This window comes from Shewanella sp. KCT, assembly GCF_007636505.1.
In the GTDB taxonomy this organism is placed as follows: Bacteria; Pseudomonadota; Gammaproteobacteria; order Enterobacterales; family Shewanellaceae; genus Shewanella; species Shewanella halotolerans.
The window spans coordinates 472,320-490,421 of the sequence record NZ_LVDJ01000002.1; the positions used below are offsets into that span (position 1 = coordinate 472,320).

Annotated in this window: 18 protein-coding genes; 10 read left to right on the forward strand and 8 right to left on the reverse strand. The window is 53.6% G+C overall.

The window, feature by feature from the left end; all coding sequences use genetic code 11:
• Positions 1-85 precede the first annotated feature (85 nt).
• The 4 genes from prmA (at position 86) to ric (ending at position 3,389) form a co-directional block, all read left to right on the forward strand.
• On the forward strand, positions 86-967 hold the full coding sequence (prmA, locus tag AYI87_RS04915) for a 50S ribosomal protein L11 methyltransferase (protein WP_144200095.1): 882 nt from the start codon (positions 86-88) through the stop codon (positions 965-967).
• 151 nt (positions 968-1,118) lie between these two features.
• Positions 1,119-2,087, forward strand: coding sequence for a tRNA dihydrouridine synthase DusB (gene dusB / locus AYI87_RS04920; protein WP_144200097.1), 969 nt, complete (start codon positions 1,119-1,121; stop codon positions 2,085-2,087).
• A gap of 17 nt (positions 2,088-2,104) precedes the next feature.
• Entirely contained in the window at positions 2,105-2,410 is a 306-nt protein-coding gene (gene fis, locus AYI87_RS04925; protein ID WP_011864135.1) for a DNA-binding transcriptional regulator Fis, read from the forward strand.
• 262 nt (positions 2,411-2,672) lie between these two features.
• Positions 2,673-3,389, forward strand: coding sequence for an iron-sulfur cluster repair di-iron protein (gene ric / locus AYI87_RS04930; protein WP_144200098.1), 717 nt, complete (start codon positions 2,673-2,675; stop codon positions 3,387-3,389).
• Between the two features lie 112 nt (positions 3,390-3,501).
• On the opposite strand, the gene AYI87_RS04935 is transcribed toward ric, so the two are convergent.
• The 7 genes from AYI87_RS04935 to lptM all read right to left on the reverse strand — a co-directional run bounded on the left by AYI87_RS04935 (position 3,502) and on the right by lptM (position 8,724).
• Positions 3,502-4,077, reverse strand: a complete 576-nt coding sequence (locus AYI87_RS04935) for a HupE/UreJ family protein (protein WP_144200100.1) — start codon at positions 4,075-4,077, stop codon at positions 3,502-3,504.
• A gap of 101 nt (positions 4,078-4,178) precedes the next feature.
• Complete coding sequence (locus AYI87_RS04940) at positions 4,179-4,901, reverse strand: HAD-IA family hydrolase (RefSeq protein ID WP_144200157.1); 723 nt, start codon at positions 4,899-4,901, stop codon at positions 4,179-4,181.
• Positions 4,894-5,787, reverse strand: a complete 894-nt coding sequence (gene xerC / locus AYI87_RS04945; RefSeq protein ID WP_144200102.1) for a tyrosine recombinase XerC — start codon at positions 5,785-5,787, stop codon at positions 4,894-4,896. The genes AYI87_RS04940 and xerC overlap by 8 nt, the downstream gene beginning before the upstream one ends.
• A gap of 7 nt (positions 5,788-5,794) precedes the next feature.
• Complete coding sequence (locus tag AYI87_RS04950) at positions 5,795-6,433, reverse strand: DUF484 family protein (protein WP_186300552.1); 639 nt, start codon at positions 6,431-6,433, stop codon at positions 5,795-5,797.
• Positions 6,430-7,269 (reverse strand): diaminopimelate epimerase, encoded by an 840-nt coding sequence (gene dapF / locus AYI87_RS04955; protein ID WP_144200105.1) that lies wholly within the window; start codon positions 7,267-7,269, stop codon positions 6,430-6,432. Before dapF ends, AYI87_RS04950 begins: the two co-directional genes overlap by 4 nt.
• A gap of 37 nt (positions 7,270-7,306) precedes the next feature.
• Positions 7,307-8,551, reverse strand: a complete 1,245-nt coding sequence (gene lysA / locus AYI87_RS04960) for a diaminopimelate decarboxylase (protein ID WP_144200107.1) — start codon at positions 8,549-8,551, stop codon at positions 7,307-7,309.
• A gap of 5 nt (positions 8,552-8,556) precedes the next feature.
• On the reverse strand, positions 8,557-8,724 hold the full coding sequence (lptM, locus tag AYI87_RS04965; RefSeq protein ID WP_144200109.1) for an LPS translocon maturation chaperone LptM: 168 nt from the start codon (positions 8,722-8,724) through the stop codon (positions 8,557-8,559).
• A 531-nt stretch (positions 8,725-9,255) separates the two neighbouring features.
• Here lptM and cyaY point away from each other — a divergent pair.
• Positions 9,256-9,588, forward strand: coding sequence for an iron donor protein CyaY (cyaY, locus tag AYI87_RS04970; RefSeq protein ID WP_041406290.1), 333 nt, complete (start codon positions 9,256-9,258; stop codon positions 9,586-9,588).
• A gap of 7 nt (positions 9,589-9,595) precedes the next feature.
• Here the strand turns inward: cyaY and AYI87_RS04975 are convergent, their stop codons facing one another.
• Positions 9,596-12,016: a class I adenylate cyclase gene (locus tag AYI87_RS04975; protein ID WP_144200111.1), complete on the reverse strand. Its 2,421-nt coding sequence runs from the start codon at positions 12,014-12,016 to the stop codon at positions 9,596-9,598.
• 209 nt (positions 12,017-12,225) lie between these two features.
• Here AYI87_RS04975 and hemC point away from each other — a divergent pair, with 209 nt between their 5' ends.
• The 5 genes from hemC to AYI87_RS05000 form a co-directional block, all read left to right on the forward strand.
• On the forward strand, positions 12,226-13,155 hold the full coding sequence (hemC, locus tag AYI87_RS04980; RefSeq protein ID WP_144200113.1) for a hydroxymethylbilane synthase: 930 nt from the start codon (positions 12,226-12,228) through the stop codon (positions 13,153-13,155).
• Between the two features lie 2 nt (positions 13,156-13,157).
• Positions 13,158-13,889, forward strand: a complete 732-nt coding sequence (locus tag AYI87_RS04985) for a uroporphyrinogen-III synthase (RefSeq protein ID WP_144200115.1) — start codon at positions 13,158-13,160, stop codon at positions 13,887-13,889.
• A gap of 55 nt (positions 13,890-13,944) precedes the next feature.
• Complete coding sequence (locus tag AYI87_RS04990; protein ID WP_144200117.1) at positions 13,945-15,087, forward strand: uroporphyrinogen-III C-methyltransferase; 1,143 nt, start codon at positions 13,945-13,947, stop codon at positions 15,085-15,087.
• Positions 15,084-16,250 (forward strand): heme biosynthesis HemY N-terminal domain-containing protein, encoded by a 1,167-nt coding sequence (locus tag AYI87_RS04995; RefSeq protein ID WP_144200119.1) that lies wholly within the window; start codon positions 15,084-15,086, stop codon positions 16,248-16,250. Before AYI87_RS04990 ends, AYI87_RS04995 begins: the two co-directional genes overlap by 4 nt.
• A gap of 290 nt (positions 16,251-16,540) precedes the next feature.
• The coding region (locus tag AYI87_RS05000) for a retention module-containing protein (protein WP_186300553.1) at positions 16,541-18,102 on the forward strand (1,562 nt) is incomplete at its 3' end.

The window sequence follows — 18,102 nt, forward strand, 5'->3', positions numbered from 1 at the left end:
GGCACAGATTCCTCGGCCTTTGCCTTAGGCTTGGTTTACAATAGGGCCATTATTGACCTTATATTGACCTTAGAGAGAAGATCCCATGGCCTGGATCCAGTTAAAGATAGACACAGATAACCAACACGCCGAGCAACTCAGCGACATGCTGATGGAGCTGGGTTCCCTGTCGATCACCTATGAAGATGGTAAAGACACCCCAATCTACGAGCCTAACCTGGGTGAGACCCCGCTGTGGAGTCACACAGTGATCACCGCCCTGTTCGAGGCCGACTATGATCTGGCGCCCGTGGTAGAGATGCTCAAGCTGCAACCTTATTTAGGCGCCGACTTTAGCCATAAGATTGAGCAGGTCGAAGACAAGGACTGGGAAAGAGAGTGGATGGACAACTTTCACCCGATCCAATTTGGTCGTCGCCTGTGGATCTGCCCAAGCTGGCGCGAAGTGCCCGACCCAGAAGCAGTCAACGTCATGCTGGATCCCGGCCTGGCGTTCGGCACCGGCACCCACCCTACTACCGCCCTGTGCCTGGAATGGTTAGACGGCCTGGATTTACAAGGTAAAGAAGCGATCGATTTTGGCTGCGGCTCAGGCATTCTCGCGGTCGCCGCGCTCAAGTTAGGCGCCGCCAAGGTCACAGGTATCGACATCGACTACCAAGCGATCGAGGCCTCTAAGGCCAACGCCGAGCGCAACCAGGTGGCCGACAAGCTCGACCTCTATCTGCCAGAGGACCAGCCTGCCGATCTTAAGGCAGAGGTTCTGGTGGCCAACATTCTTGCCGGACCGCTACGCGAACTGGCACCGCTGATCGCCGAGAAAGTTCAGCCCGGTGGCCTGCTGGCACTCTCTGGCTTACTAAAGGAACAGGCCGACGAGATCAGCCAGCATTATGCCCAGTGGTTTGACATGGACGCACCAGTTCACAAAGAGGATTGGAGCCGCTTGACAGGCAGACGCAAATAGGGGTAAAAGCCAGCGGCCGCAAGGCCGCCACAGACTTCTCACCTCGCAAAAGTCAAGCAAAAAAGTTGCTCTCAGGTCATTTATTGACCTTTTCACAGGCTTGAAAAAGGCGTACTATAGCGCCCCTTTGAAGCGCAAGGTGTGATGATTAATGCAGATTGGACCCTATCAACTGAAGAATCAGCTGATCGTGGCTCCTATGGCAGGAGTCACCGACCAACCCTTCCGAAATCTCTGTTTACGCTACGGTGCCGCCCTGGCCGTATCAGAGATGCTTTCGTCCAATCCCGAGGTCTGGGACACGGACAAGAGCCGACAGCGCATGGCACACGCTGGTGAAGATGGGATTCGCTCAGTACAAATTGCAGGTGCCGACCCCGATATGATGGCCCATGCCGCCCTTGTTAACGTACAACAGGGCGCACAGATCATCGATATCAACATGGGGTGTCCTGCAAAAAAAGTGAATAAGAAGTTGGCAGGTTCGGCCCTACTGCAGCAACCAGAGCTGGTAAAAGCAATTTTACAGGCTGTCGTTGCCGCTGTGGATGTACCTGTCACCCTGAAGATTCGCACCGGATGGGCACCCGAACACCGAAATGGCGTTCACATAGCCCAAATTGCGCAAGATTGTGGCATTGCCTCGCTCGCGGTCCATGGCCGTACGCGACAATGCATGTACAAAGGCGACGCCGAGTACGACACGATTCGTGCGATTAAACAGAATGTCTCTATTCCAGTTGTCGCAAATGGCGATATCTGTACCCCGGAGAAGGCACGTTACGTGCTGGACTACACGGGCGCAGATGCCGTGATGATAGGAAGAGGCGCTCAAGGACGGCCTTGGCTATTCAGAGAGATCCAACATTACTTGGAAACAGGTAATAAGCTAGCGCCCATTGAAGTGGACGAAAAGCGTCAAGTGATGCTGGAACACCTCAAGAATTTATATGCATTATATGGCGAATACAAAGGGTTACGTATCGCCAGAAAGCATGTTGGATGGTATCTGGACCAAGAAGCGCAGAGATCTTTCAGAGCCGACTTCAATCGGCTGGAAACTGTTGAAGAACAACGTTCCATGTTGGAGCGTTATTTTGATGAATTAGTAAAGAATTAATAAAGAGCAGAATACGAATGTTTGATCAGACAACTCAACCAGAAGCTCATCAGCTTACCGTAGGCAAAATCGAAACCGCTAACGGCACTATCAAGCCTCAGTTACTTCGTGACGCAGTGAAGCGCGCAGTAACTAACTTTTTCGCTCAAATGGACGGCCAGGAAGCCGAAGAAGTTTATGAAATGGTGTTATGTGAAGTTGAAGCACCTCTACTAGATATCATCATGCAACACACTCGTGGTAACCAGACTCGCGCGGCCAACATGCTAGGCATCAACCGTGGTACTCTGCGTAAGAAATTAAAGAAGTATGGCATGAACTAAGACTGTCTTAGTCAGCTGTATTGAACGGGCTCGCCAGCGATGGTGAGCCCGTTTTGCTTTAAGCCGCTTCATTCCCCGCTCCGTCACACAACTCTGCAATCAATCCCTCACCTTAGGCCCACGGCTTAACACGTAAATCATGATCTGCCTCAACTAAATCAATAATCCCGAGTAAAACACTCAAGTTTACGTTGAATTTACCCGGTAACCTCTCTACCATCTAAACACACTTATAAAATACAGCTTTTAAATTGGAGTCACCATGTCTTTATCTACACAGTCCCCACTGGCCTCAGAATTTGCCGAAGAGACAGTTGGCAGCCTAGTGGCCGGCGACTTTCGACGCGCCCACGTCTTCAGCCAATTTGGTATCGATTTCTGCTGCGGCGGCAAGCGCACCCTGGCAAAGGCCTGTGATCGGGCGGGCATCGCCCTGGTGGAGGTAGAGGCGGCGCTGCAGGCCGTGAAGGCAGAAGGGATGCAAGAGGATAGCCTGAATCAGTTACCCTTAGGCGAGCTGATCGACTACATTGAGGCGACGCACCACGACTATGTGCGTGAGAAGGCGCCACTGCTTATCGAATATAGCCAGAAGATGGTGCGCGCCCACGGCGAGCATTATGACGAGATAAAACCCTTTGCCGGCTGGGTGCGTGCCCTGATAGAAGATCTCATGCCCCACCTGATGAAGGAGGAACAGATCCTCTTCCCCGCCATCCGCGCCATGGCAGCGGGCGAACAGGTGAGCGGCTGTTTCGGTCACATAGGCAACCCCATCAACGCCATGGAACATGAACACAATGAGGCCAGCGAGATTGTCGAGCGCCTGAGGGCCCTCACCAACAACTTCACGCCGCCGGCCCACGCCTGTACCACCTGGCGCATCTGCTACGCGACCCTGAAGGAGTTTGTCGCCGATCTGCAGCAGCACATACATATCGAGAACAACATCCTCTTCCCTAAGACCCTAGCGATCTAAAACATAGCTATTTAAAACATAGCTATTTAACAATTAGCTATTTAAAGCTTAGTTATCTATCACTTAGCAAGAGAAGGGGCGCGGCAATCAGCGCCCCTATCCAATCGGCGCCCTAGACGCCGATAATCAGATAACCACCGACTAAGGCGATCACGCCGCCACTGAGACGCAGCAGCGGCAGCTTACGGCTCAGCTGCTGCATTATGATGCCAAGCGCCACGCCGAGCAGATGGATCACAGCGGTTCCCGTAAGGAAACCAAGCGCATAGAGCACCGGGCTGGCTAAGGCCGGCATCTCGGCGCCGTGGGCATGACCATGAAAGATGGCAAACAGCCCCACAAACCCCATGGCGAGCAGCAACGGAATATGTCTGCCCAAGGCGATGGCCAGACCAAGCAGCAACACAGACAGGGCGATCCCCAGCTCAACCCAGGGCAAAGCCACACCATAGAGGCCCAAGATGCCCCCGACTAACATGAAGGCCATAAAGGCCAGCGGTACCGTCCAGATCGCCCGCCCACCCAACTGGGTACTCAACAGGCCCACACTCAACATGGCAAGCAAATGATCGAAACCAAGCACCGGATGATTAAAGCCGGTCATGAAGCCCGCACCATGGGTGATCCCATGGGCAAATACCGGCGTCGTCCACGCCAGCAGCAAAAGGGGAAGTAACCTTGTGCGCATATATCCTCTCTATCCTTGAAATATGAGCACCGACAATAGAGGAATTAAGGTTAACTGACTGTGATGGTTAGCCGAAAAGTACAAATAAGTGACTGACGAGCCTAGTCGATAAGGGCTAGCAGATCGTCAAGATCTGTACAGGTAATATGAGGCAAACAGCCCAAACCAGGCTCACTTGGCTCTCTATCGAAGGCCGGATTCAGCCAGGCGGCCTGGCAACCCGCGCGGCGAGCTCCCTGAACATCGGCCTTAAAGCTGTCGCCAAGGTGCAAGAGCTCATGACAGCCGATATCCAGCCGTTGGCAGGCCTGATAGAACATATCTGGGTAGGGTTTCATGCGTGTGCCGTTACCGGGATGCAGGACGAACTCCAGCACCTCACCCAGTCCAATCCGCTGGGCATCGACATTGCCGTTGGTGATGCCAACCAAGGGATAGTGCCGTGCCAGGCGAGCGAGCTTAGCAACGACCTCGGGCGCGACGGTGAAGTCAGAGCGCTGCTCGACAAAGTAAGCCAGGGCCTGCTGCGCTGCCTCACCTGCCGTCGTCTTGGCGTAACCTAAGGTTATCAGCCCTTGCTCCAGGGTCACCAGGCGCGCCGCCGACGTGTCATGGGCCAGGCTTGGGCACTGTTTTATCAGGCTGCGCTTCAATGCCTGCCAATCATCCAGCTCCCAATCTTGGGTCAATGGATGACATTCAGCCAGATAGCTTAGCAGGCGCTGCTCGGCGGCCATGATGATGGGCCGGTTGTCATACAGGGTATCATCCAGATCGAAACTGATCGCCTTAAAGGGTCGCAGACCTATCGCCACACTAACCATTACCACCTCGCTTCTTCGCCCTGGGATGGGCGCCGTCGTAGACTTTGGCTAGATGTTGGAAGTCCAGGCTAGTGTAGACCTGAGTGGTAGACAGGTTGGCGTGACCCAGCAGTTCCTGCACCGCCCTGAGATCGGCGCTGGATTCCAGCATATGGGTCGCGAAGGAGTGACGCAGCTTATGGGGATGCACCCGGGCATTTAACCCCTGCTGCTGGCCCCACTTGTTTAGCCTGGCCTGTATGCTCCTGTGGGCGAGGCGCTTGCCCTTGGCGGTGACAAACAGGGCTTCGTCTTCACAGGGCAAAAGCGAGCGCGCTTTTAGCCAGTCGTCGATGGCACTCAGTGCCATGCGGCCAATGGGGACGATACGCTCCTTGCTGCCCTTACCCATGACCTTGACCTGATGCTCGCCACTGGCGATGTCTCGGGTATCCAGGGCCGCCAGCTCAGCCAGACGCAGGCCCGAAGAGTAGAACAGCTCCATGATCGCCTTATCTCTCAGCGCTAGTGGGTCGTCCCCCTCGATAGACAGAAGGTGGGTCACGGAGTCGAGATCCATATTCTTAGGCAGAGGCTTTTGCTGTTTGGGCGCGCTGAGGTTGAGGCATGGATCTTTTTTGATATAGCCCTCTTGCAGCAGATAATGACAAAACTGCTTTAAGGCCGACAGCGTCAGGGCGATGGAGCGAGGCCCCAGCCCCTTGCGGTGCAGTTTATTGAGTACGGCTTGCAGCTGTTCGTCGCTGACCTCTGCCCAGATAAAATTCTCGGGAAGGAGTTCGCCGACCCGCTCGAGCTCGAAGCGATAGTTTCTGACCGTGTGGGGAGAGAGCTGCCGCTCACTGACCAGATATGAGACAAATTCCTGCACCCAGTCGTCAGACATCACGGCCTCACAACTTAGGCAGCAGGTGGTCGAGTAACTGTTTTAGCTGATCCAGCAAGAGGTTATCCATTTCAGGATGGAAATGCATAGGGTCTTGGCTGGCGATGGCAAAGATCACCTGGCCACACTGCTGTGACAGGCGAGATAGCGCCACCGAGCCCACCTCGCAGCCAAACAGGCGCTTAGATTCATTTTGGGTGAGACGGCCGAAGTAGTAGCCCTGTTTCAGGCGCTCGCTCCAGATGTTCGACAATTCGCTGTCGATATCATGAACTGTGATCAAACGGACATGGGTAAACTGAAACTGTTTCTGTAACTCGCTCGACAGTATCTGCCGCAAGTCTCCGAGATCCTCTGCCTGCAACAGCTTGAGCGACAAGGCGGTATTGAACATATAGATCTGTTCGTTACGCGAGGCCATGGCCAGCAAGGAGGTGATCTCCTCCTCCAGCTGGGTCACCCTGGCCCTGAGCATCTCCTGACGACGTTCCACCAAGGATACTGCGCCGCGCTGCTCATGGGGGATCCGCATCGCCAACAACAGCTCGGGGTAGCGGGCGAAGAAGTCAGGATTGTCGAGCAGATACTCGCGGATCAAGACTTCATCGAAGGGCAACTCGGCTTTTTTGTTCATCGCATCATTCATTGCTGTATCTGTCCATCGTATACATGTTCAGCAGGCCCCGTCATCCATAGGGGCTTACCCTCGCCTTCCCAATTAATGGTTAAGCTACCACCGGGAAGGTCGACCCGCACGCGTCTGGCAAGCTTGCCTTGCAGTTGGCCCACGACCACGGCCGCACAGGCGCCGCTGCCACAGGCCAAGGTTTCGGCCGCGCCGCGTTCATACACTCTAAGTTTAATATGGTTTGCATCGACCACCTGCATGAAACCTACATTCACCCCCTTAGGGAAGCGTTCATGCTTAGTGAGCAGGGCGCCTATCTGCTCGACCTCGGCGTTGACCACGTCATCGACCTCGAGCACACAGTGGGGATTACCCATAGACACGGCGCCGCAGAGGAAGGTCTGCATGCCCTCAGGCATATCGGCCTGCAGCAGGTAGGTCTTCTCCGCCTTCTTAGCATTAAAGGGGATGCGGCTCGGCTCCAGCACAGGGATCCCCATGTTGACCGTGACGCTGCCGTCACGCTCAAGACGCAAGGTCATCTTGCCAGAAGAGGTACTGACCTTAATCTTCTGCTTATTGATTAAGCCTTTGCTCTTCACGAAGCGCGCGAAACAGCGGGCGCCATTGCCACACTGCTCGACTTCGCTGCCATCGGCATTAAAGATGCGATAGTGAAAATCCAGCTCAGGATCATAGGGCGGCTCCACCAACAGGAGCTGATCGAAACCGATGCCGAAGTTGCGATCCGCTAAGCGCTTTATCTGCTCGGGCGAGAAATAGACGTTCTGCGTCACGCCATCGACCACCATAAAGTCATTGCCTAAACCGTGCATCTTGGTGAAATGGATCAAATGTGTTTTCCTTCAAAAAGTAACCGGCCTGCCCTGCTTAAGGGAGGAGTTGTTCACCTTGCCACAATTGCGCGACTTTTTCTCGCTCTCTCACCAAATAATGACGATCGCCATCCACCATCACCTCGGCGGCGCGGGGGCGAGAGTTATAATTTGATGCCATGGTAAAGCCATAGGCGCCCGACGAGCGTACCGCCAGCAGATCCTTGGCCTCAATGTTGAGCGCCCTGTCTTTGCCTAAGAAGTCCCCCGTCTCACACACAGGCCCTACCACGTCATATTGGCGGGTGTCACCTAGGCGTGGAACCACTGGGATGATCTTCTGCCAGGCGCTATACAGCGAAGGACGAATAAGATCGTTCATCGCACCGTCGACCAGAGCGAAATTCTTCTCGGCGTTCTCTTTCAGGTAGAGCACTTGAGTCACGAAGATACCGGCATTGGCGGCGATGGCGCGGCCCGGTTCGAAGATGAGCTTGAGGTCGCGTCCCGCGAGTTTGGTAAGCAGGGCACTGGCGTAGGCACTCGGCTCAGGCGGCTGCTCGCCATCATAGGTGACCCCCAGACCGCCGCCCACATCCAGATGAGCGATCTTAACGCCCTGCTCTGCAAGACGGTCGATGAGGGCTAACATGCGATCCATGGCATCGAGGAAGGGTTGTAACTCGGTGAGCTGCGAACCGATATGGCAATCGGCACCCTTCACCGCCAAGCCCGGCAACTCATTTGCTCGCAGGAAGATTGCCTCGGCCTCTTCCATAGCGATGCCAAACTTGTTCTCTTTCAAGCCGGTCGAGATATAAGGGTGTGTGCCAGCGTCCACATCTGGGTTAACCCGCAGTGATACTGGCGCGACTTTGCCCAGCCTCAGGGCAACCAAGTTTAGCTGCTCGAGCTCGGCGGCCGACTCGACATTGAAGCAGTAGATCCCCGCCTCCAGGGCCATCTCCATCTCGGCAACTGTCTTGCCGACGCCAGAGAAGACCACCTTGCTCGCCTCACCACCGGCTTCTAATACTCTTGCCAACTCACCGCCGGAGACGATATCGAAGCCACTGCCCAGACGCGCTAACACATTCAGCACCGCCAGGTTAGAGTTGGCCTTCACCGCGTAGCAGATCATATGGGGATGGTCGGCGACCGCATTGTCGAAGGCATGCCAGTGGCGTTCTAGGGTTGCGCGCGAATAGACATAGAGCGGCGTGCCATAGGTATCTGCAAGCGAGGCAACGGTACATTGCTCGGCATAGAGTTCATCTTGTTGATAGAGAAAGTGATCCACTGGGCTTAATCCTTATTGTTATTCTGCTCGGTTGCTGGTGTGGGCTGTTCCACCTGCGGCTTCTGGTTGTCTTCTTGCGCTGGCGATTTATACAGAGGCCCCTTCTGCCCACAGCCGCTTAGCACAGCGCTCGCCAACAACATAAGTAAAATCGGTTTCATCTTATTCAACATCAGACATTCCAGTTTCGAGGGGATCACACACGGTAGCCAAGGGGCTCCGTACCTTTTTCATCATGTTTCTCATGATTGTACGCACTATCTCGGCTCGCGGGGGAGAAAAAGATGGTTTTTACCCCAAACAGGATAAATCCCCGCTAAAGTCCATAAAAATCCACTTTTCATAACTCAGGCATCACCCGAACAAACGAACTCCCTGCTCAGCAAAATCTCGCTTTATCGCCATCAAACGGGGCCCTTGCCCTTCGCCTGACTCGCCCGCGCACAACCAAAATCGAGTCTGTCTGATGTTTGCAGAGATAGGGCCAAAACGTCAAGCTTAACCCAGACTAAAAACCCCGAATGTGAATATTTTTATTCATTGGCAAGCCCAGGCGACCTCCTTAGTTTCTGCAAAGCATAGGGAGATGCAGGCGACTGGCGACAAACTTCACCTCATACCGGCCCGGCCAAAGTTAGATATTTGGTAAATTTGGTATTACTATGTGGGCTCTGCAACAACCCACTCCACTGAAGGATGCCCAGATGGCAATGACAGATTCAGAGTATCACCAACTCGCCGACGAAATGTTTACCGCACTTGAAGATGCCATAGAGAATGCAATCGATGAACAAGATGCCGATATCGACATCGATGCCTCAGGCAATGTTTTGCAACTTGAGTTCCAGGACAAGTCCAAGATAGTCATCAATAAGCAAGAGCCCCTGCATCAGATCTGGGTAGCGACACAGTTTGGTGGATACCACTTCTCTTACGTCGAAGGTAAGTGGCTGGATGAGCGCAGCGATGCGGGCGAATTTATGCCCTTCGTGCTCGCCTCTATCCTGCGTCAAGGCGGCATAGCGCTTAGCCTGTAAGACGGCCCTAAAATTCGATGGCTGCCTCGTCGACGTTGACCCCAAAGGGCTGCGCCTGCAGTCGGCCATCGACTCTGACCAAACGGAAAAACTGCGGTAGATTAAAGCGTTCATTATCCAGGTAAGAGTCGGCAAAGGCATGATGATGACTCACCTGACTCACCAGCTCCTCTAGATTATTACCCGGCTGAACATAATGATTTAGCTCATTTTTTTCATCCAGCACAAACACGTCTATCCCCTCCTTGCCCGGGCGCAGGAAGTATTGAATCGCGCCGATGGCGGCAAAATCCTGGATCACCTCAGGGATCTTGCTGAAAGGCTCGTTGCCGAGATCCGGCCGCGGCAGCTCGAGCATACGTTGCTTGGAGAGTCGTTGATAGAAGGCCGTTGACTCACTCAAGTCCTGATACACCATGCCCTTGGAGTTGAAGAACAGGCCATATTTTATCCCGCCTACCTGAAGCGGGTGCACCATGGTCGACGAGGTTTTTGCCTTGGTACACATGCGATTCGCTCGGTGAACCAGCTGGCTGATGCTGCGCTCTATCTGGGTACTGAGGCGGCTTGAGCAGCTCACCACATCCACCTTCACCTGCTGGGGTGCCCGCTGCATGCCAGGGGTGATATAGACCAGGGCATCTAAGATGGCTTCGTTACCCTCGAAATGGTGGCAGTGCCACTCTCCCCAGCTGTTTTGGCAGATCACATCCAGCGACTGCACCATATTCCTGTGGTGACGCCCCATGGAGAAGATATTGGCGTTCATGTAATCGAAGATGATCTCCTGACCCCGCCACAGCTGGGTCTCATCGCGATTGAAGTTGATGAGGAACAGCAGCTGGCGAAAATGCCACGGCTGACACAGGTCCAGCTTAGATGCCCGCCAGCGACGCTCCGCCATGATAGTGGGCAGGCGCTTGGCCGCCTTAGTGAGCGCCTTATCCTGGCCTTTGCCTTCGCCATAGGCGTACCACTGAGTCTGGGCGGTGGATACGCCATTCAGGCTGGCCCAAATCAATAACTTAGCCTTGCTATGGGAGTGAAATACCGCACGATTCCCCATGAAGTTTTTTGATTCTGGGGTACAGCGATAGAGGTAATACTCCTTGGTATTATGGCTGTAGATCACCGTCAGGTGTGCCTCGGCGACCGAGCGGGTCCAGAGCCGGTTGAGGCTGATGATCTGCTTGTCATCTTCACTAAAGTAGGTGTGTAGCTTGCGGGTCAACAGCCCCAACTCGGAGATCTTCAGGCTGTCGCTTAACTTATTGGCCGAGGCAAATTGTAGGAGGGTCTGATAGCAGCCCAGCATCAACTCATTGAGCTGCTCGTTGAACCACTGCAACTGACCACAGTGCCAGCTGGCACATTGATCTAAGGTGCGCAGCAGGTTATCGGACCACCCCCAGCGCGTCACCAAGGATTGCAACTTATAGTAACGCCAATCTTTAGGGTGTTCGGCCACCGTCAGCCTGATACCACACTTCAAATAGAAACAGCGACGTACGATCTCGAGGCGCCGCTTATCGTTCTTATATTCCAGATAATGTTCGATCGATTGATACAGGAGAAAATAGGCATCGTTGAAGGCAGAAAAATCCCCCGCCAGGGTGCGTTGCCATACCTGAGTGGTCACCAGATTGCTATTGGGATAATCGCTGGCATAGGCCTCCAGCAGCATTACCTTGAGTAGCGCCTTGTGGGGTTTGTCCAAGCCTTTATAGAGCTGCCACAGAGAGGCGCCAAAGTACTCGCTGGCGGGCAGGTTGCTCACGTCCCCCAGAAAGAGATGGCTCTCGATCGCCTCGGCTCCGGGCCACCATGCGACCCGCTTACCGCCAAGACAGATCTGGCTGCGGTAAAACTCTTCCAGCAGCAACCAGTGCTGCACGCTGCCGCTGTTTTCGCACCCCAGACTGGCGGTCTGAACCACGCCGTCACTACTGCTGGCAAGAAACTGTTTAGGATGAACCAGATAGATATTCACTTCGAGATCATGTTGGCCAAACCAGGCCGTCAGTAGCTGCGACTTTTCCTGCAGGGAAGCGATTTCGTCGTCGGCCAAGGTTGGGTCATACACCAACCAGACATCGATATCACTCTTAGGGTTTTGGCCAAAACTGGCGGTACTGCCCATGGTATAGACACCATACAGGGCGCTCTGCTGCTGATGGATCACCTGGGGCTCGCTGAGCCCTAAGGTACGGCAGGCCTCGAGGGCATCGTCACTGGGGAAATATTCGAATACGCCGCTTGGCGTCATGGGGCCGTTGTAACCGGGGAAGTCATTACGATGATAGTGAAACAGCACAGGGATCAGTTGCATAAGATGACGCTGCAAAGGCGTCAACATGGCAAGCGCACGCGCTAAACGCACTTGGTTTAAGCGCTCCGCCGTTGCGATAAAATGCTCTTGCTCTTTCAATTTTAAGCAACCTAGTCCATTTAGCTCACCTATAGCATGCTAACAGCTTAGGCGGAAACAGCAAGTATTTGAGAGCTAGATCACACTTTATCCTCAAGCTGCACAAACCGTAAGCGGGTGAACTTCAAAGAATCGACAGCCATTTCTTACATCTAGCAATTAGCAATGTTAGCATTAGCGCAACTATGGCCTCTGATGGAATATCGAGCATGTCTCAAAACGTCATTCGTATCGCTACACGTAAAAGTCCACTGGCAATGTGGCAAGCTGAATTTGTTAAAGCCGAACTAGAAAAAGCCCATGAGGGATTAGTCGTCGAACTCCTGCCGATGAGCACCAAGGGAGATGTCATCCTGGACACACCATTGGCAAAGGTTGGTGGTAAAGGCTTGTTCGTTAAAGAGTTGGAAGTTGCCATGCTAGAAGGCAAGGCAGATATCGCTGTTCACTCGATGAAAGATGTACCGGTCGACTTCCCCGAAGGCCTGGGCCTACAGGTGATCTGCGAGCGTGAAGATCCCCGCGATGCCTTCGTCTCAAATACCTATAAAAACATCGAAGAGCTACCTCAGGGCGCCATCGTCGGCACCTCGAGCCTGAGACGCCAATGCCAGATCCGTGCGGCGCGCCCAGATCTCGAGATCCGCGACCTGCGTGGCAACGTGGGCACTCGCCTGGCTAAGCTAGATGCCGGCAACTATGACGCTATCATTCTGGCGGCCGCTGGCCTGAAACGCCTCAAACTCGAAGACCGTATCGCCAGCTTTATCTCGGCGGAAGACTCACTACCGGCTAACGGTCAAGGCGCCGTGGGTATCGAATGCCGCACCGACGATGAACGCGTCAAGGCGCTACTGGCACCGTTAGAGCATATCGAAACCCGCTACCGCGTGATCGCAGAGCGCGCCATGAACACCCGCCTGGAAGGTGGCTGTCAGGTACCAATCGGTGCCTACGCCGAAATCGACGGCGACACCCTGTCGCTGCGCGGCCTGGTAGGTAATCCAGACGGTAGCCAGGTGATCCGCGGCGCAACCAGTGGCGCTAAGCAAGATGCTGAGCAGCTAGGTATTGCACTGGCCGATGAGCTGCTATCTAAGGGCGCCAAAGCCATTTTAGATGCGGTATACGCCAAGTAAAAATGAAGCTACTCCTGACGCGCCCCGAAGGGCGCAATCAGTCTATGGCCGAGGCACTGTCACAACGTGACGTGCCTTTCACCATAGCGCCTCTGCTAGCGGTCGTCGCTAACCAAGCCGCCGACCATGAGCACAAGAAAAAGCTTTTTTATCAGTCTGATATCATCATCTTTATCAGCACCAATGCGGTAGAGTATGCCGATGCAGCCCTGGCGTCAGCTTGGCCTAAGGATAAGCAATATTTTGCGGTCGGTCAGGCAACCTATTGCGCCCTTAAGGACAAAGGCATTGTGGCCTTTGAGGCCCCCGAGTCTTGCCAGCAAACCGAAGGCCTGCTTACTTTAGCTCAATTGCAAGCCATTACAGGGCAACAGATCACCATAGTCCGGGGAGTCGGCGGCCGGGAAGCCCTAGCCAGCGAACTGACAGATAGAGGTGCCAAAGTCGACTACTGGGAGGTCTATCGCCGCGCCTGCCCGCAACTCGATCCCCACATTCCCTATGAATGGCGAGAGCAAGCAATTGACACCATAGTGATTACCAGTGGTGAAATCCTGGCCAATCTAATTACACTTGTACCTAAAGAATTATTTGCTTGGCTGCACGCATGTCATATTATAGTGCCCAGCGCACGTGTCTATGACCAAGCCATTGCGGCAGGTTTTACACGGGTCACCAATGCAAAAGCAGCAAACCGCGACGCAGTACTCACAGCCTTAGGTTTACAGGATTAAGCCTTCTTATACCGCTGCTCGCCGATGTCGCCCTCGTCTTCAAGGATCTGCCTAAATGGACAAAAATACCCAAGAGAGTAAAGCGGTCGCCACCACAGAGCACGATGAGTCTATCGATGCGACCTTTACCGACACGCCACAGGCCAAATCGACGGCATCCCAGGAGACCAAGCCTGCTCAGTCTGGCGGCGGGGTTTCATGGGGATTTCTCTTTAATCTGGTATTTATCCTAATACTCCTGTTTGCCACGGCAACCGGTGGCTTCTACCTGTATCAAGAGCTGACCCAGCAAAAGGAAAAGACGGCCGCGCTGGCTAAGCAGTTGCAACAGGGGCTGGACGATCCGCGCACCCGCATTACCCACCTAGAGCAGCAGCAACGCGCGACAGAAAATCAATTCGATCAAAAACTTGCCCAGCTACAAACCAAGCAGGGTGAGGTGCAGGATCAGGTGAACAAGCTGGCGCAGCGCAACCCCAACCATTGGATGGCCGAGGAAGCCAAATACCTGGTCAGAATGGCGGGCAATAAGCTGTGGCTAGAGAAAGATCCCCAGACAGCGCTTAGCCTGCTGGAGGCCGCTGACGATCGCATCGCAACCATGAAAGATCCATCACTCACGCCGATCCGTAAGGCCTTGGCCCGTGACATGAACGATGTTGCCGCCATCAAGAGTACCGATATCGCCGGCACTGTACTCAGCCTGGATACCATCATAGAACGCCTGCCTAAACTCAAGGTCAATCGCAGCGAGTCCAAGATCAACGCCAAAGACGACTCGCTGCAAGTCACCGAATCTATCGACGACTGGCAGCGTAATCTGGCCAAGTCCTGGCAGGCACTCATCGAAGAGTTCGTCATCATACGCAAGCGCACCACAGATCCCGCACCACTACTGGCACCCGATCAACAGTGGTATCTTGTTGAAAATATTCGCAACAAACTCCTTCAGGCGCAACTGGCCCTGTTCCGACAGGATCAAGTGAACTACCGTCAGTCGGTGACACTATCCAGAAAATGGATCTTCCAGTATTTCGATCTCGGCGACAACAAGACCGAGCAGACCCTGGCCGCACTGGATGCTCTGGCCACCCTCGAAATTCAATCGCCAACCATAGAGCAATTTGCCGCCACGCCACTGCTACAGCAACTGGTGACCAACGGCAGCCTGATTAACGACCGGGAGACATCGCTATGATAAGAGCCTTGATCTACCTGGTAATCGTCATGATAGGTTTAATTGCCAGTCCCTATCTCTCCTGGCTAAAAGGCTATATCTATATCGCCATCGGCGACTATGAGCTTGAAACCAGTCTGGTATTTGCCATTTTTGCCGCCGTCATGTTTTACGTGGGACTGGTATTGCTCGAGATGTTGGTCGTCTGGAGCATAAACTTGATCCTAAACAGCCGCCTGCTACCGGAAAAATGGCGTCGTAAAGCTGCCAGAAAACACACCCTCACAGGCGCCTTAGCCTTAGCCGAAGAAGATTGGTCGACCGCCGAAAAGGCTATGGCCCGCGGCGCAGACAAGGGCGAGATCCCGGCATTAAACCTGTTGGCCGCCGCCCGCGCCGCCCAGCACAGAAACGATCATGACGCCCGTGACCATTACCTCAACGAGGCAGCCAAAGATCCTGCGGCCTACAAGGCGGTACTCACGACACGAGTAAGATACCTGCTACAACAGGGGGAACTTACCCAGGCACGCGCCCTGCTGGATGAGCTCAATCCGACCAGCAAGAGCAAGCCACCGGTATTGGGCTTGGCACTCGATCTCTATCGTGCCCAGGAAGATTGGTCGGCCCTCAAGCTGCTACTTCCCATCGTTAAGAAGCGCGGCATCATAGATGAAAGCGAGCATCAAGCGCTGAACGCGGAGGTTAACCTGGAGCTGCTCAAGCAAGCTGCGGGGCAGAACGAACAGGCATTAGAAAAAGCCTGGCACTGGCTTTCCCGCGCAGAACGTAAGCAAACCGAGTTTATTGCACAATATGCCCTGGGCCTCGCTAAATTCGAGCGCAGAGATGAGGCGATCAAACTCCTGATGAAACAGGCAAAACAGCAACCCACGCAGGCGATCTTCGACGCCCTGCCTCGGGTACTGACCCCAGCGGATCTCGACGCAAGAAAGCAACTTTTTGAACTTGAAAAGAAACTCGGCGAGCAAACCGAATACCAGGCCTGCATCGCCGCGCTGTTCGATCAGAGCAAGGAGTTCAGAGAATCTCAGAAGTGGTGGTCTAAAGTCTGCCAACAATCTCCTACCAAACAGCGCTGGCTGGCACTTGCTGAGGCCTGTGAGCACCTGGGTGAACAGAACCAGGCCCTCCAACATTATCGAAAAGCGGCAATTTTTTGACGCTTTTTTATACTATTTTCAACTAAGAAACCACCTTTACTGGTGGTTTTTTATTTATAAAAATACCCTCAACCCACTACCTTACATATAACCCGCTTTAAAACAATTAATTAGTTGTATTTTTACAAAAACACACTATTTTCCCCTATTTTTCCCTTAATTGCCGCTATTTGACAGCTATTCAATGCCAACCACACTTAAAGGGATAAACCACGTGGACATTCCAATAGCAAGCGCAAAACAGAACTCTTTTGCTCTTGATTTTACTCTTTGTAGAGCGAGAAATGATTATGGGTGCTTCAATCACAACACAGGATGCAGTAGTTGTTAACCTTGTTGGCGAACTCAAGGTTAAAGATGAACAAGGAAATATCAGAGAGGTAAAAATAGGCGACCTGATCCATGCCGGGGAGCAACTTATATTTTCACCCAATGCTAAGTTTAATCTTGAATATGAAGATGGCTCATCAACGACCCAAGCCAACCTGATGCAAGACACGCTTAATCAAGATACAACGGTGAGCCAGGACACAAGTCAGGGACAACAGAGCGACGCCGTGCCGCAAACCGATACGCCGGTAGCCTTGGATCCCGAAATAGCTGCGCTACAGGCTCAGATTCTGGCCGGTGAAGATCCGACCCAAGGACTGCCTGAAACCGCCGCCGGTGCCGGCACGCCAGCTAACCAAGGGGATGCTTACTTCGTCTCCGTCGGCAGAACCGGTGATGAAACCCTCGCCGATGCCGGCTGGGACACGGCAGGTTTCCCACTGACGCCAGATACCACGGTTGAAGAGGTGATCATTCCCGAGCTTCAACCCAGCGCGCCCACAGTCTCTTCAGCAACCTTCTCGCTATTTGAGGCCAATCTGGCACAGGGTAGTTCACCTTCTGCACTGCTCACCAATTTTGCCAACAGTATTCAAACCGCAGCAGATGCAGGTATTAGCAGCCTGACCATCAATGGCATTAACATTATTAGTGGCGGCCAATTTGCTGGTCCCATAGTGATCAACACGCCAAATGGCATCCTCACCATCACCGGCTTTGACAGCACGTCTGGACAATTTACCTACGACTACGCCTTCAATAGCTCAGCCGATCACAGCGCTGGCGACCAGCTGCAACTCCTATTCAACATAGAGCTGGTCGATAATCAAGGCAACATCGCCACAGGTACCATTACGGTCAATATTGTCGACGATCAGCCAGAAGGTTTCGCCGACAGCAACGCCGTCTCCGAAGATACGGCTACCGTGGCAACAGGCAACTTACTGGTCAACGATATACAAGGTGCAGACTCAGCAGAGGTCACCGCTGTCACTAACAGCCAAGGCACCTCAATTAGCCTTGGTGAAACCAATAGCATCCAAGGTCAGTTCGGCGTACTCACCCTGTTTGCCGATGGTAGCTATAGCTATCAACTCAACAATGGATCCAGCGCAGTACAATCACTCGCACTTGGCCAGCAGATAACCGAAACCTTTAACTACCTGCTAACCGATAGCGACGGCGATTCGGTACTTGTGCCGCTAACCATCACCATTACTGGTACTAATGACACTCCCATCATCACCTCGAACATTGAAGCCGCCACCGGTGCAGTACAAGAAGCCGGCGTCTTCGATGATGGTAATGATGGCAATACCCCAGTGGCCGGCACCCTGGTCACCGGCGGTATCTTAACGGCTGATGATGTCGATAATAACGCCAGCTGGACCTGGAGCGGGGAGCCTCAGGTCAGCGACTACGGTACCTTCAGCATCAACGCCAGCACCGGTGAGTGGAGCTACACCCTGGCCGATAACGCCCTGGTCAATGCCCTCGCCCAAGGCGAGACCCATGAGGAGAC

Bases quoted from the DNA above. Each gene is read 5' to 3' on its own strand.
- prmA (WP_144200095.1), top strand. From the start codon at position 86: ATGGCCTGGATCCAGTTAAAGATAGACACAGATAACCAACACGCCGAG.
- dusB (WP_144200097.1), top strand. From the start codon at position 1,119: ATGCAGATTGGACCCTATCAACTGAAGAATCAGCTGATCGTGGCTCCT.
- fis (WP_011864135.1), top strand. From the start codon at position 2,105: ATGTTTGATCAGACAACTCAACCAGAAGCTCATCAGCTTACCGTAGGC.
- ric (WP_144200098.1), top strand. From the start codon at position 2,673: ATGTCTTTATCTACACAGTCCCCACTGGCCTCAGAATTTGCCGAAGAG.
- AYI87_RS04935 (WP_144200100.1), bottom strand. From the start codon at position 4,077: ATGCGCACAAGGTTACTTCCCCTTTTGCTGCTGGCGTGGACGACGCCG.
- AYI87_RS04940 (WP_144200157.1), bottom strand. From the start codon at position 4,901: ATGGTTAGTGTGGCGATAGGTCTGCGACCCTTTAAGGCGATCAGTTTC.
- xerC (WP_144200102.1), bottom strand. From the start codon at position 5,787: ATGTCTGACGACTGGGTGCAGGAATTTGTCTCATATCTGGTCAGTGAG.
- AYI87_RS04950 (WP_186300552.1), bottom strand. From the start codon at position 6,433: ATGAATGATGCGATGAACAAAAAAGCCGAGTTGCCCTTCGATGAAGTC.
- lptM (WP_144200109.1), bottom strand. From the start codon at position 8,724: ATGTTGAATAAGATGAAACCGATTTTACTTATGTTGTTGGCGAGCGCT.
- cyaY (WP_041406290.1), top strand. From the start codon at position 9,256: ATGGCAATGACAGATTCAGAGTATCACCAACTCGCCGACGAAATGTTT.
- hemC (WP_144200113.1), top strand. From the start codon at position 12,226: ATGTCTCAAAACGTCATTCGTATCGCTACACGTAAAAGTCCACTGGCA.
- AYI87_RS04985 (WP_144200115.1), top strand. From the start codon at position 13,158: ATGAAGCTACTCCTGACGCGCCCCGAAGGGCGCAATCAGTCTATGGCC.
- AYI87_RS04990 (WP_144200117.1), top strand. From the start codon at position 13,945: ATGGACAAAAATACCCAAGAGAGTAAAGCGGTCGCCACCACAGAGCAC.
- AYI87_RS04995 (WP_144200119.1), top strand. From the start codon at position 15,084: ATGATAAGAGCCTTGATCTACCTGGTAATCGTCATGATAGGTTTAATT.